Source organism: Winkia sp. C0117E2, assembly GCF_056590455.1.
In genome coordinates this window covers 201,675-215,442 of sequence record NZ_JBWPWD010000003.1, presented here as the reverse complement: position 1 = coordinate 215,442, position 13,768 = coordinate 201,675, and the positions used below count along the sequence as shown (strand labels likewise).

Annotated in this window: 15 protein-coding genes; 7 read left to right on the top strand and 8 right to left on the bottom strand. The window is 58.9% G+C overall.

The genetic code is table 11. From position 1 onward, the window contains the following. The first annotated feature begins 2 nt into the window (after positions 1-2). The 7 genes from AC1EKG_RS05615 (at position 3) to AC1EKG_RS05585 (ending at position 5,393) form a co-directional block, all read left to right on the top strand. A complete protein-coding gene (locus AC1EKG_RS05615) occupies positions 3-365 on the top strand; it encodes a hypothetical protein (RefSeq protein WP_004806542.1) in 363 nt (120 codons plus the stop codon). Then, positions 362-988: a DUF6286 domain-containing protein gene (locus AC1EKG_RS05610; RefSeq protein ID WP_004806544.1), complete on the top strand. Its 627-nt coding sequence runs from the start codon at positions 362-364 to the stop codon at positions 986-988. Before AC1EKG_RS05615 ends, AC1EKG_RS05610 begins: the two co-directional genes overlap by 4 nt. Beyond that, on the top strand, positions 985-1,593 hold the full coding sequence (locus AC1EKG_RS05605) for a hypothetical protein (protein WP_048707733.1): 609 nt from the start codon (positions 985-987) through the stop codon (positions 1,591-1,593). The genes AC1EKG_RS05610 and AC1EKG_RS05605 overlap by 4 nt, the downstream gene beginning before the upstream one ends. Positions 1,594-1,661: 68 nt before the next feature. Next, a complete protein-coding gene (locus tag AC1EKG_RS05600) occupies positions 1,662-1,904 on the top strand; it encodes a CsbD family protein (protein WP_004806549.1) in 243 nt (80 codons plus the stop codon). Between the two features lie 132 nt (positions 1,905-2,036). Then, complete coding sequence (locus AC1EKG_RS05595) at positions 2,037-2,435, top strand: ACT domain-containing protein (RefSeq protein WP_004806551.1); 399 nt, start codon at positions 2,037-2,039, stop codon at positions 2,433-2,435. A 64-nt stretch (positions 2,436-2,499) separates the two neighbouring features. Then, complete coding sequence (locus tag AC1EKG_RS05590) at positions 2,500-3,816, top strand: DUF4921 family protein (protein WP_004806554.1); 1,317 nt, start codon at positions 2,500-2,502, stop codon at positions 3,814-3,816. Beyond that, the gene (locus AC1EKG_RS05585) at positions 3,816-5,393 is read left to right on the top strand and encodes a hypothetical protein (RefSeq protein ID WP_004806555.1); all 1,578 of its coding nucleotides are present in this window, start codon (positions 3,816-3,818) and stop codon (positions 5,391-5,393) included. Before AC1EKG_RS05590 ends, AC1EKG_RS05585 begins: the two co-directional genes overlap by 1 nt. Here the strand turns inward: AC1EKG_RS05585 and AC1EKG_RS05580 are convergent, their stop codons facing one another. The 8 genes from AC1EKG_RS05580 to AC1EKG_RS05545 form a co-directional block, all read right to left on the bottom strand. Then, complete coding sequence (locus tag AC1EKG_RS05580) at positions 5,394-5,666, bottom strand: DUF4235 domain-containing protein (protein WP_004806557.1); 273 nt, start codon at positions 5,664-5,666, stop codon at positions 5,394-5,396. A 14-nt stretch (positions 5,667-5,680) separates the two neighbouring features. Continuing rightward, on the bottom strand, positions 5,681-6,037 hold the full coding sequence (locus AC1EKG_RS05575; RefSeq protein WP_004806559.1) for a cation:proton antiporter: 357 nt from the start codon (positions 6,035-6,037) through the stop codon (positions 5,681-5,683). Further along, entirely contained in the window at positions 6,034-6,465 is a 432-nt protein-coding gene (locus tag AC1EKG_RS05570) for an MrpF/PhaF family protein (RefSeq protein WP_004806560.1), read from the bottom strand. The genes AC1EKG_RS05575 and AC1EKG_RS05570 overlap by 4 nt, the downstream gene beginning before the upstream one ends. Continuing rightward, complete coding sequence (locus AC1EKG_RS05565) at positions 6,465-6,983, bottom strand: Na+/H+ antiporter subunit E (protein WP_004806561.1); 519 nt, start codon at positions 6,981-6,983, stop codon at positions 6,465-6,467. The genes AC1EKG_RS05570 and AC1EKG_RS05565 overlap by 1 nt, the downstream gene beginning before the upstream one ends. After that, complete coding sequence (locus AC1EKG_RS05560; RefSeq protein WP_004806563.1) at positions 6,980-8,635, bottom strand: Na+/H+ antiporter subunit D; 1,656 nt, start codon at positions 8,633-8,635, stop codon at positions 6,980-6,982. The genes AC1EKG_RS05565 and AC1EKG_RS05560 overlap by 4 nt, the downstream gene beginning before the upstream one ends. After that, positions 8,632-9,111 carry a Na(+)/H(+) antiporter subunit C gene (locus AC1EKG_RS05555; protein ID WP_004806565.1) on the bottom strand — a complete coding sequence of 160 codons (480 nt, stop codon included), beginning with the start codon at positions 9,109-9,111 and terminating at the stop codon, positions 8,632-8,634. The genes AC1EKG_RS05560 and AC1EKG_RS05555 overlap by 4 nt, the downstream gene beginning before the upstream one ends. Then, positions 9,108-12,044: a Na+/H+ antiporter subunit A gene (locus tag AC1EKG_RS05550; protein WP_004806567.1), complete on the bottom strand. Its 2,937-nt coding sequence runs from the start codon at positions 12,042-12,044 to the stop codon at positions 9,108-9,110. Before AC1EKG_RS05550 ends, AC1EKG_RS05555 begins: the two co-directional genes overlap by 4 nt. Before the next feature lie 86 nt (positions 12,045-12,130). Next, positions 12,131-13,723, bottom strand: a complete 1,593-nt coding sequence (locus AC1EKG_RS05545) for an MFS transporter (protein ID WP_004806569.1) — start codon at positions 13,721-13,723, stop codon at positions 12,131-12,133. Positions 13,724-13,768: the final 45 nt, after the last annotated feature.

The window sequence follows — 13,768 nt, the reverse complement described above, 5'->3', positions numbered from 1 at the left end:
CTGTGTCTGAAGCATCTGCAAACGCGCATAACTACCGCGGTCACACCACTATTCGCGCCAAAGCCATTAAGAGGGCGGCGGCTGCGGTAGTTGGTGATGCCCTGTCGGTTCCAGCTGACAAGATTTCGGTAGATTTGCACGATTCGGAAAGCGCTTTGGGCTTAGACATTTCCACTCCCGTTCCCGAAACAACAGTGGAAAGGGTTACCCGCACCAAGGATATGAACATCTTTGGCGCAGCGGATGCGGCTCGCGAAAGCATTGTTCGCAATGCTGAGCGCATTACCGGTCACAAGATCGGTGACGTCCGCATGGTTTTGACGGGTATTCACTACAAGCCCGAGCCAAAGAGGAGGGTTGAATGAGCACCGACAAGCCCATTACCTCCGACGCTCCAGTACAGCCGGCTTCGCAGGGGCCGCATGTGTCGTACATGGTGCGCCGCGAGACGCACTCATCTCGTGCTATCACGGCCTCTATTGTTGGCCTGATCGTTGCTGTGGTGTTGGTGTGGCTGATTGCTGAACGCATTCTAACTGCCATGGGCAAGCCGAACTTGCTTGCCTCTTGGGACCAGATCGCCAATTCAGTAGTAAAGCTGCCTGCCGGTGTCCCCCAGTGGGCCCTGATCGTTGGCGGCATCGTCGCCACTTTGCTCGGCCTGTGGATGCTGGGGAAGGCCTTGGGCGGCGGAGCTTTGGATCGCCACTCGCTGGCCTCTGATCGAGTTGCCTACATTGTTGACGACAAGGTTACTGCCTCGGCCCTTTCCAGGGCGGTGCGCGAACACGCTGGACTCCCCGAGGGCCAGGTTGCGACTTCGCTTTCAAAGCGTAACGCCAACGTGCAGGTCACTCCCACGTCTGGCCGTGAGGTCGATACCAGCTCCATTCAGTCTGTACTGAATACCGAGGTCGAAGGCTACCAGCTAAATCCGGCCACAACCGGTTCGGTGAAGCTTAACTCCAATGGGGAGGTGGCAAAGTGAGGCACTTACCAAGAGCTTTGAATAGGTTCCTACTGTTCCTGCTGGCAGCACTGTTGCTAGTTGGCGGCATTGGCGCCCTACTCATCTCCCTGTGGCCTACCGCTACCGACGCTTACAAGAAGAACGCACCTACCGTGCTGCAGAGCTACTCCGATCTAGCTGAGCGCACTACGGTCGGCAACACTGACATGTCCTGGTTGGCAATCGCCCTCATTGCGCTTGCTGTAATCGGCGTGATCATTGCCCTTTGCGTCATCTTCTCGCAGGGCGGCGGGCGTACTCACACCGCTTCGTTGGTTCCTTCGCAAACCTCCTCAGGCACCACTACTGCCAGCATCGACCTGGTGCAACAGGTAATTGAACACGAGGTCGGCGACGACCGGTGGATCACTAACGTGTCTGCGTATGGCTACGAGGTAAAGAACGAACCGGGAATCCTAATTAAGGTTGGCGCGTACAAGGGGGCTTCCCCCGCTCACATCCGGCAGATCATGGATCGGGCAATCGCACGCGTAGATTCGCTTCTGGGCACTACACCACCCATTTGCGTACACATCCAAAACGATTGGCGTTCATTGATCGGCTCGTCCGATCGCGTCCGTTAGTCCGGCGGATTACCCGACATAAGCACATTGAAGCTAATACCGCTTCGAAAAAGATAAAAGGAGAAAATATGTCTTTCGAAGACAAGCTGAAGAACACTGGCGAGGACCTAGGCGGCAAGGCCAAGGAAGCAGCCGGCAAGGTAACTGGCGACAAGGACACCGAAGCCGAAGGCAAGATGGACCAGGTTGGCGCCGAGGTCAAGGACAAGGCTTCCGAATTTTCCGAGAAGGCTAAGGATGCTGCAGGCGACCTAGGTGCAAACATCAAGGCCGCTGCCGAGAAGCTGAAGGAAGGCTTCACCGACAAGTAGTCAATTAGCGTGGAAGTGGCGGGCAGGTTCTGTCCGCCACTTTTTCATGCCCAAAATGCCCTATTATTGCTAGCTTTTCGCCCTTTGGAATCACTATGGCGCCTAAGCAATTTTCCCGTTATCTTTGGTTCAGTGAGTCCGATTAATTTAGACCAGATGCTTGCCCGCCTTGACGCGAAGATCCAGGGAGAATACATCTACCTTGTCTCTTCTAGGATCCCCAAGGACGTTCATGTCTTTGCCACGGTTGCCGAGGACGAAGGCACTACCTGTGTCATTGCCCGCGAGGATGCAGAAGCAGCCGGGTACCAGATCACTGATATCTATACGCGTATTACTTTGCGGGTTGAATCGTCACCGCAGGCGGTAGGGCTTACTTCGGCTGTAGCACAGGCGCTGTCTGCCCGTTCTATCCCGTGCAACGTGATTGCCGGCTTCTACCACGACCACATTTTCGTTCCCAAGCGGATGACCGACGACGCGATTGAACTGCTGCGGGACCTGTCTAAGCAAGCTCAGGGTTGGCTGTAAGCCGGATTAGCGCTTCCCCCTTCCTACATACGTATTCATGACTATTTGCCTATAGGGTTAAAGCATGAGTTCATCGAAGAACGAGTTTTCGTCCGCGCTCACTGCCATGCAGGACGGGACGGTTAAACAGAAGAACATGCTGACGGGCACTGAAGTATGGACGGTCCCTGGCAGGGGGCATCGCCCTCTGGCTGTGCCGCAGCAGGACCCTAAGCCGTTGGATCCAGCCAAGGAAGGCGCCCACTGCGCATTTTGCTCCCGCAGATACTTTGAGACCCCACCCGAAAAGGACAGGATCGTTCTGCGGGACGGAAAGTGGGTCAAGCAGGTTGGGGTTTCGGCCGAGGAACTCGAAGATGAAGTTGCCCAGTTTCGCCGAATTCCCAATCTTTTTGAGATCGTCTCTGCAAACTACTGGGCGCTAAACCACGGCCACCAGCCCAGTACCCAGGAGCGCGAACGGATGGCTCGTTACCTTTCCTCGTCGGTGGGCTACGACCACGTTATGCGGATTCTAAAGGCCCGGCTGCGCGCCTACGGCGTTCCCGAGAAGAAGATCGAGTCGCAACGCGATGAGGAACTGATGCCACAGGCAATGGGCTTCTTCACGGGCGGGCACGACGTGATTGTGGCGCGCCGCCACTTCGTGGATGGGGCTACTAACGATTCCCAACTGGCGTCCTCGGGCACGCTCACCCCGGACGAGCATGCTGCCTACACCCAGTTCACCTGCGATTCCATGGGTGACTTGTATGGTTTGGATCCGGCAGTGCGCTATGTGGCGGCCTTCCAGAATTGGCGCAAGCCCGCTGGGGCCTCGTTTGATCACCTGCACAAGCAGCTGGTCGCTATCGATGAACGCCCGGTACAGATCGAGGCCGAAATGGACAGGCTCCGCCGCACTCCGCACATTTATGACGATATCTTGTCCGTGGGGGCTTCCCGCGACCTGATATTGGCGCAGAATGATTACGCGGTGGCGCTCTCTGGCATTGGCCACCGCTTCCCCACGGTGGCGGTGTGGGCGCTCGGGGATCCGGTGAACCCCTGGGAGGCCGCACCTGAACAGGTACGGGGAGTCTCTGACATACTGCACGCCGTGCACGCCGCTACCGGCCCGGATGTGCCGTGCAACGAGGAGTGGTACCACCGTCCGGCCTCGGTAGCTTCGCCGTTGCGCTGGCGGATTCTGGTCAAGTGGCGCATCTCTACCCTTGCCGGGTTCGAGGGCGGCACCCGCATCTATTTGAACACTATTGATCCATGGGGAGTTCGCGACCGGGTCCTGGGCAAGCTGTACGACCTGCGCGAGAAGGGCCTGATCGCCCCTATGAGGCTAGGAAAGGAATGCAAGGTCGATCCGTCCTTGCTTAGAGGATAATGTCGCATGCTTCGCCTCCACCGGCGGGAAGGAGGGCCTCGCGGATAGCGCTCACGATTATTGTGGGGGCAGTAGTAATAGCCTTACTTGCGCTCGCTATTAGCGCCTACCAGCGCGCCCATCCTGCCAAGGCGAAGGTGCACGTCGCCTCCTCTATATCCGCAAAGAATGTGGGGGTATCCGCTTTCCTTCCGTTGTTCGGGAAGGGTTCGCCAGCTGGCCCCGCCCGAATCGGAGAAGCCACCATCGGTCTTGCTAGGAATCATGGCCAGACCATATTGATGCGGTTAGACCGGGACGTTTCGTGGCAACTCCAGACGAAGACGGCACTATCTGCATGTACCACCTCACCGATTACCGGCCAAACTTTCGCCTGCCTGTCTTCTTCTACCGAGGGGTCGCGTCTTCTGCTTGTCGATGCGAATACGGGTAAGGCCCGGTGGCTTTTTTCCATGCCCACCAAAGCGGAAGCCGTAGCCGCATTGGAAGGAAATATCCTGCTGGCCCTGCCGAAGGGCAAATATGCGCAGGTCGACTTGAACGGGGAACTTGTGTCGCTGCCCTGGCCAAAAGACGAACCCAAAGCGAATCGGTGCCCTACGGCCTCGGCCACGCCGATCACCCCGAACATGGCTAAAACGCTTGGACCTAACCGGGCAGTAGTATCGGTAAACGGGACGGTCGACGTGGTAGAACCTAAACGTGTGCTGCTGCGCAGTTCCGGCTACCCGCTACTGTCCGGATCCGACGTTTACATTTCGCCATTTCCCAATTGCAATAGAGGAGCGGCGCTGATCGGCGACAAGGTGGCCGACCTTCCGGAACACCTGGTGCTCCCCCGCACAACAGACTCGCACGTTCCCCCGGTAGCGCTACTGGACAAGGTGCCGCACCACTTCAAGAATGGCAAGCTAGGCAATCCGCTATTTCGCGCGGACAGGGCCGTTTTTTCTGGTGCCCCCACGTTTATTGCCCACAATTCTGCCGGGCTGGCGATGGGCGTCGATGCCGGCCTGGTCCAAGTCGGCAACGACGGGCATCTGGACTGGAGGTTCGAGCAGCCACTGGCGCAGGGAACCGCCAGTAAGCTCGGCACCCTAGCCGTCTCCAAACAGGGCGAGGTGTCCGTAGTGAAGGACGGTAAGGCAACATGGACCTCGCCGGAGCGGGTAGGAGATGCGCCCCGCCTGGACACTACCCAGGGAAGAATCACGGTCTCGGGTACTAACGGGCAGATTGTGCTCGCGCCCGGCTACGGTAAGACAGCTAAGCTCACCGCCCCAAAAGTAACTAAGAAAATAGAAGGTCACGCCCCATTGCCGGCTGGCAGCTGCGTGCTAGTGCAACGCATCTCCACCGAATCTGCGGACGTGACCATGATGAAAGCTAACTGCCAGGTTGAGGGCACCCAAGAAATACTGAGCGTCGTCACCACCGATCAGGTGCCCCGAGATGCCGACGTGGACACCCTCACTGACTCCTGCAGGGTCAACCGGGCAGCACGCACCATGATTTCAGTGCAATCTTCCATCTATGACCCGAAAGTGGTGGCAGTATGCCTGGCAGGTTCGCTGTAGTTACTTTTGGGAGTTTGCTAAAGCGTTCTTGTTCTTGCCGCCATACCATTTGGAGGTACCACGCACGGCCAGACGCTGGATGAGTGCCACGGTAAGTCCCGACAGGGCCCCGAAGAGGGCTACTTCGAGCATGTTAGCTACGGCTTCGTCCTCGCTACCGCGCGGGGGCTTATGACCGGTGAATCCCTTCCAGATCAAGTCGATCAGACGATCGGCCACAAACCCGGCCCCTGCAACCGATGCTGCACTTGCTACTTTCCAACCAATATCCATGTTTCCTCCTAGGCCTATAGTTTTTCACGCTTTGGGGCCGAGTGCCCATCATTTCCCATGTTTTCTGCGGCCTGCCGATCTACCTTCGTGCGCATCTCTTTGACCCTGGCGTGACCCAGCACCTGAGCTGCCACCGGGGTCGCGATTGCCTGCAGACCGATTGCCAGGATGACCAGCACCACCCACTGCAAAGTGTGCATGTAAAGGGCGAGCCCGATCATCATTACCGCAAAAGCAAAGAGTTGGGGTTTAGTGGCAGCGTGCATGCGCGAGAGCGTGTCTTTCCACCGGGCGATCCCCAGGGCAGAAATGCAGATCCAAATAGCACCGGCCAGCATGATTATAGCCCCTGACCATTCGAGGACGATCATTTGCCTTCCCCCTTCGCCTTTGCTTCCTGTTCGTCTTGCGCCTTCGCTATCTGTTCAGGGGTCAGGTGGGAGGTTTCTTCGCCCTCGGCACGCTGTGCCTTCATTTCTTCTGCCTGCAAGCGACGCTCACGTGCCTTTTCTTCGGCAGCAGAGATGACTCTGCGGTTTTCTTCCCCGCCGTGGCGGGCAATGCGCCCGATCGTAGCCGAGGAGATAAAACCAACCAGCGCCACAATTACCAGCAGTGGCTGCAGATCATCGCGTTCGAAGAGGGCGGCGCACACTGCAATCACACCCACCAGCACCGCAGTCATTAGATCGGTGGCGATCGCTCTGTCAGCCAGCGAAGGGCCTTTTTCTAACCGGTATAGGGTCAGCAGCACGGCCAGGGCCAAGAATCCGCCGGCTGCAACGAGCACGAATTGCATTAGTCCTCCTGTGGCCTGGGTAGGGCACGTCCAATACGCGCGGTCTGTTTGGTAATCATTTCGCGCACTCCACGCTCGCCGCCGGAGGCTTCCATGTCAATCACGTGCAAGTACATGGAACCGTCGGCGTCGCTTTCGTGCCTATTCACGTCAATTACGAGCGTGCCCGGAACCAAAGAAGTCATGGCCGCGCTGATCATCAACTCCATGTCGCTTACGGCACCAAGGTTGATGGAAACGAAGCCGCTGCGATACCGCTTGCCGGTGACGATCAGCTTTGACACGTGGAGGGCGGACATGAACATGTCCCAGGCGAAACGCGCGATTAGAGCCAGCAGGGGCACAAACCTAATCCTGCCCAGGGCTCCCACTCGCATCATCGGCCCCACCCACTGCACTAGCAGCGCAACCAGGATACCCCCAATGATTACTACGGGTTCGATAGACCGGAACAGAACGAGCCACACCAGCAGCAGCCACAGGGTCATCTTCCAGGAAGTATTCCGAATCATCCTCATTGGTCCTCCCCTACGCGTACCCGCTCGCGAGTGTCGGTATCAAAATCCAGGCGGAGCGGCGCGGGCAGAACTTGCGGCCGCTGCGTGTGCGGGGGCAGAACGTCGAAATCACTGCGACGCACCACGTCAGATGAGTGCCCGCTGCCTCGCCCATCCTGGCCGAGGACGGCATTGAGGTAGGGCGTGCGCGCTTTCAGATCGACAGCGGCTCTTTCGGCATATCCGTAAATAATGTTCATTCCCCCGGCCATCGCCACCTGCACTAGCAGTAGGCCTGCAGTGGCTACTACCATTGCCTTCGGCAAGGAGCGCTTTTCAGCCTTGAGTTGTTTCTCGCCCTCGCTAGGCTGCCAAAACGCCATGGACCAGGCCTTGACCACCACGTACAGGGTGAGCATCGACGCGACTAGGCCAGCCGCGAGCAGCGCCCAACCGCGCCCAGTGCCGGCAAGTACCGAAGCGCGGGCGAGGCCCACCTTCCCCAAGAAACCGGTCAGCGGAGGGATGCCGACCAAGTTGAATGCCACGATCAAGAACATGCCCGCCAAGAACGGAGACTTTCCGGCCAGGCCACCCAGTTTGGCAAGCGAAGTAGTTCCGCCCAGGTACTGCATGAGGCCTACGATCAGGAATAGCGTAGTCTGCACCAAAATGTGGTGGGCGGCGTACACGATAGCGGCGCCAAGGCCGGCCTCCGAAGACAACGAAATGCCCCAGATCATGAAACCGATGTGCGAAACAAGGGTAAAGGACACCATACGTTTTATGTCGTCCTGGGCGATCGCACCCAAAATTCCCACGATCATGGTGAACATGCCGAGGACGGCCAAGATGGTATCCAGCGCTCCGCCTGGGAACAGCAGGAACTGAGTGCGAATAATGGCGTAGACACCCACCTTGGTAAGCAGGCCGGCGAACACGGCCGTGACCGGGGCGGGAGCTGTCGGGTAAGAGTCAGGTAGCCATGCCGACAGTGGGAAGATTGCCGCCTTGATCCCAAAGGCAACCAGGAAAGTGGCCTGCAACAGGATGCGGGTGGGTTCTGGAAGTTCCGACAGGCGGATTGCCAGCTGCGCCATGTTGACCGTTCCCACAGCGGCGTATGTGAAGGCTATGCCGATCAAGAAAACGGCAGAGGAAAATAGGGAAACCACGACGTACACGGTGCCGGAACGCACCCTGGACCGGGTGCCTCCCAAGGTGATCAGTACGAAGGAGGCCGCCAACAAAATCTCGAAGCCGATGTACAGGTTGAACAGGTCCCCAGCCAGGAACGCATCCGACACGCCCGCAGAAAGCACCAGGTAGGAGGGGTAATAGACGGGCATTGGGGAGGCCGACTCGTCGCGGGATACCGACTGCGAGGACGAGTAGATCAGCACGCCCACAGTCACTATCAGCGACACGATCAGCATCATTAGGGTAAGCCGGTCCGCAACCAGCGAGACCCCAACCGGGGCAGCCCATGAGCCGACGTCGAGCACCATGGGGGCGGTGTCGGCTTCGAACGCCATGGCGATTGCCGCCGCCAACGACCCGGCCAACGCAATGACGGTAACGGACAATTGGGTGCGGCGGAAGCGACCAAGTACGAGCGATAGTCCTGCAGCTAGTAGCGGCGCAATGACGGGAATGGGCAGTAACCAGGTCACTTGGCATCCTCCCCTTCTGCTTCATCTTTGTCGTCGCGGTCTGCTTGGTCTTCGTCCTGGCCGGAATCTTCGTCCTCGGTCTCGGGAGCGTCTTCGATGCGTTCGCTGCCACGGCCGGTAGCTGCACGCCTTGCTAGACGGCGGTCTTCAACGTCGTCCACAACCTCGTCACCGCCGGTAAGAATCCATTCGCGGAATGCCAACGCCAGCATGAACGCGGTGGTGGCCATGGTGATAACGATCGAAGTCAAGATCATGGCTTGTGGCAGCGGATCGGCAATGGACGAGAGGGCGTCGGTGCCTAGAATTGGGGGCGCTCCGGCGGCTCCACCTGCTGCTAACAAGGCAATGTTCGATCCGTTGCCGATCAGGGCCAGCCCGATGACGATGCGGGTGAAAGTGCGATCGGTTACCAGGTAGACACCGGCACCAACCAGTACGCCGGCTAGCAAAACCAGACCCAAAGTGGGAATCACTTTGTCTTCCCCTTTCTGGAGCTAACTAGTTGCACGCCCTGTTCTTCGTCGTGGTCGAGGGCGGCGCCCAGTGCCCCAAGAATGTCTACAGCCAGCCCCAGAACCACCAGGTACACGCCAATATCTAGCCCCATAGCAGTGGTGAAGTGGACGGTGCCGAGCGGGCCGAAGAGAATGTCGACGGGCAGGGTTTGGAAGGGCGCTCCCCCTGCGAGCACCGGGGCAAGCCCGGCAGCTGCGGCAATGGTTAGTCCCAGTCCAAGGATTGCGCCGGGGCTAAATGGCGCCGCCAGTGTCAGTTCGTAATGCCCACCTGCCAGGTAGCGGATCGACAGTGCCGAGGCGGCTAGCATTCCGCCGGCAAAACCGCCGCCGGGCGAGTTGTGTCCTACTAGTAGTAGCCAGACGGAGGCCACCAGCAACGTGGGGTACAGGATTCGGGCTGCTACCTCTAGCATCAGCGACCGTCGGTCTTCTTCGAGGGCGGAGGCCCCTGCCAGCCAACGAGAGTTGGTGCTGGTACGGCTTGCCGCCTTTGCCACGCTGGAACGCAGCGAGGGCGCAGATACTGTCAGCCGGCTAATTAGGCCGGAGCGGAAGATCAAGGCGGTAACCCCGGTAACTGCGATTAGTAGTACGGATAGTTCGCCGACGGTGTCCCATGCGCGCACGTCTACCAGGATGACGTTTACGATGTTGTGGCCGTAGCCGAATTGCAAGACTTCGTCGGGAAGCAGTTCAGAGACCGGGTTTTCTTTGCGGGAGGCCGCCGCAAGCAGCACCCCACCGGAGGTAACCACGCCGGCCACCACGGAGATAATTAGTCGCAGCCAGCGCGAAGAGCGGAGCGGCCGGTCGGTGAAGTGGGTGGGCAAAAAGCGTAGTACCAGCACAAAGACCACGATGGTGAAGGCTTCTACTACCAGTTGAGTCAGGGCCAGGTCGGGTGCGCCGTGCACGGCCCACAGGGTTGCCATGCCCACCCCCATTGCGCCCAGGCCCAGTACGGCCTTCATTCTTCTGCGGGCGCGCACCACAACTATGGTGGCCCCGGCAAGAATCGCGATGGCTATCGCTTGCAGGAAGGAATCGAATAGGCGTACCGGCCCCCACTTGATGGTTGGGAGGGCGTAGCACAGTGCCCCGCCCACAGCAATGGCGAATACGGTCGAGATGATAGAGATGTCTAGTGGCAGCGAGCCGGACTGGGTGAATGAGGTGACTCGACCAGCTACCGCCTCTAGGTTGCGCATGATTACCCGATACAGGTTAGCTGCACGGAAGGTCTCGGGTAGTGCCGTCTTCTTGGCAAAGCGGATTACCTTGCCACGCCAGTGGAAGCAGGCATATCCGCCTGTCAGTATGAGGGCGGTGATGAGGGCTGGCATCAGCCCGCTCCACAGGGCCAGGTGGCCGGCCTCGTTGGAAGTTGCCAAGTACCCTTCCAGCTGGGTGTCGGCATGGGGGCCGGTCAGAGCGTTGACCGAGCCGGGGAAGAACCCGCCCGACACTGTGATCGCCGCTAGGAAACCTGGGACGGCAATTAGTGCTGCTGCCGGGTAGGAACCGACCGGGGCCTCTTTTTCAGAGAGCAAAGAGGCCAGCCTGTGTCCTGGCAGTTCCTTGCCGCCGAAGGCGCCGAACCACCAGCGCAACGAGTAGGCGGCGGTTAGGACGGAACCAGCAGCTATGCCCGCTAGCAGGATGACTCCGGCCGCTCCCTGGTGCAGCAGGTTGTGGATGCCAGCTTCCTTGCCAAGGTAACCGAGCGTCAGCGGGAAGCCTGCCATGGAGGCCGCGGCAAGGCCGCCAATCGTGGCCAGCACCGGGTGGGTGCGGCCGACCCCGGACAGTTCGCGAATGTCGCGGGATCCGGTGATCTTCTCTACTGTGCCGGTAGTAAGGAAGAGGCACGATTTAAAGGTGCCGTGTGCTAGCACCAAAGTGAGGGCGGCCAGCAGCGTGGCTCGATTGCCGTAGCCTGCCAGCGCGGTTATGAGGCCCAGCTGCGAGACCGTGCCGTATGCGAGCACTCGTTTGAGGTCTGTCTGTCTAATGGCCAGCCAGCCACCAACTAGCAGCGTGGCGGCACCGAAGATGGTTAGCAGCGAGGACCAGACGGGCACATCCGCAAAACCGGGGGTGAAACGCAGGGCCAGGTAGACGCCCGCCTTGACCAGGGTGGCTGCGTGCAGAAATGCAGATACCGGGGTCGGGGCGGCCATGGCGGCCGGCAGCCAGAAGTGGAATGGCAGCATTGCCGACTTGGTTAGGATGCCGATGATTACCAGCACGAGGGCGACGTTCAAGGTGCCCGGATGGCCTTGCAGTAGCGTTCCTTCCGCCCCGCGCGCAACTAGTTGATCGACTTGGAAGGATCCGCCCGGGCCGGCCCCTAGAATCATGAACCCGCCGAACATCGCCAGCGAGCCGAAGGTGGTTACCACGAATGCTTGGCGGGCGGCGGCACGGGCGGCTCGCGAGCGGTAGTGGTGGCCGATAAGCAGGAAGGAGAACACCGAGGTCAGTTCCCAGAAGGTGTAAATCATCAGGGCGTGGTTAGACCACACCAGGCCCAGCATGGATCCGCCGAAGAAGGTAAAGGTGGCGGCAAAACGGGCTCTGCCTGCTGCGTTAGGCGGAAAGTAGAAGGCGCAGTAGATGACTATGGCGGCACCGACTCCTGAAACTACCAGGGTCATGATCCACGCCAAGGGATCGAAACGGAATGCTAGGTCTAGCCCTAGCACGCTCACCCACGTGTGGTGCTGGACCACCGTGGCAGTGAATGCTCGACCGGTGTTGAGTAGGGCCCAGATAGCCGTGGCGGCAAAGGGAACAAAAGCCACTGCATAGCCGCGTCCAGAGAAACGTCCTACTGCGGCCCCTGCCATCGCCCCGAACAGTACGAAGAGCGACAGCAATACAAGCACGCGCACTCCTTTAGATTGATGAAAGTACCGTTAATGATGTTAACAAATTTGTAACATTCGCGTGCGGCTGTGTCGCCTTCCAGCGGTTATTCCTCTTTCTGAGAACGACTCTCCATTCCGTCCTCCCGAAATACCTCCGCCACCTGTTCCGACACGGGGGCGTCGATGGTGTCGCGCAGGGAGGATGATTTCATGAAGGCCACAAGGATTAGGCAGATCAGCGTGCTGACGGTGCCGGCAATGAAGATTGTTCCCATTGCGTCGGCAAAAGAATCGGCAACTAGGTGAGCAATCTGCGGGGAGCTCGCGGCTGCACTGGCCGAATGTCCCTGTGCCACTTTGGGCGGCATTTTGACTCCGGCCTCAGCAAAGTTCCTGCGCAGTTGTACGGCAAGGGACATATTGAAGATTAGAGAAGCAAATTGCACGCCCATTGCACCGCCCAGGTTCCTGAAGAAGGTAACCATCGCTGTGGAAGCCCCCATGTCGCGCAGCGGTACCGTATTTTGCACTGCCAACACCAGGTTCTGCATCGAGGATCCCTGCCCGGCGCCGAGCAGGAACATCCCGACCCACAGCACCACCAGCGGCGTGGATTTGCCGGTGAAGGACAAGATTGCCAGCCCAGCGACCATCATAACGAAGCCGGAGACGACGAATCGTTTCCACCTGCCGACCGATGACACCATCCTGCCCGTGAAGGTCGAGAAAACGAAGGAGGCGATCATCATGGGCAGCATGCACATGCCGGATGCGGTAGGGCTCATTTGCCGCCCGATCTGGAAATACTGGCCGAAGTAGACCATGGGCGCGTTCAGCACCAGGCCCAAGCCGATGGATGCCAACACGGCAAGTGTCACGGTTTGGTTGGCCAGCAGCCGCACCGGAACGATGGGCTGGTCAGCGCGCAGTTCCACGAACACGAACGCGATCACTGCAATAACGCCAAGTATCGCCATCACCATCATGGGCATGGAGGTCCACGCCATGATCCCGTCCCCGCCCATCGACATGTAGATGAGCAGCAGGGATACGCCCGCGGTGCCCATGGTAGATCCCAGATAGTCAATCTTCGGGTTTTCTATTACAGAGGACGGCACACGCAGTTTCTTTGCAAGGACCACCATCGCGGCGATGGCGAAGGGCACTGAAATCCACAGGCACCAGCGCCATCCCAGCAGGTCTACTACGAAGCCGCCGACGATTGGGCCGGACACGTTGGCAACGGTGACGACCGCGCCAAAGTAGCCGTTGTATTTACCCCTCTCGCGCGGCGAGGTGATCACTGCCATGACGGTTTGCACCATGGCCATTAGTGCCCCGAGGCCGGCACCTTGGACGATTCGCATCAGGATTAGCATGTCCGCCGTCACCGAGGCTCCAGCTAGCAACGATCCGAGGGCGAAAATGGCAATAAAGAAAATCAGCAGTTTCTTTTTGTCGTATAAATCGCCGAGTCTGCCGGCGATGGGTGTGGCTGCCGTTGAAGAAAGCAGCATGGAGGTTACTACCCACGCGTACTGGGTTTCGGAACCGTGTAGCGAGGAGAGCATTACGGGCAGAGCCGTTCCCACGATCGTTAGTGACATTACTGCCACGAACATGACTAATAGGAGGCCTGCGATGACCTCCATAGTTTCGTTTTTGGGCGCACCCCACCTGCTAAAAATTTTTCCCATTGATTTCCTCCTCGCATAGGCTACTCCCACAAGCGTGGAGTTAGC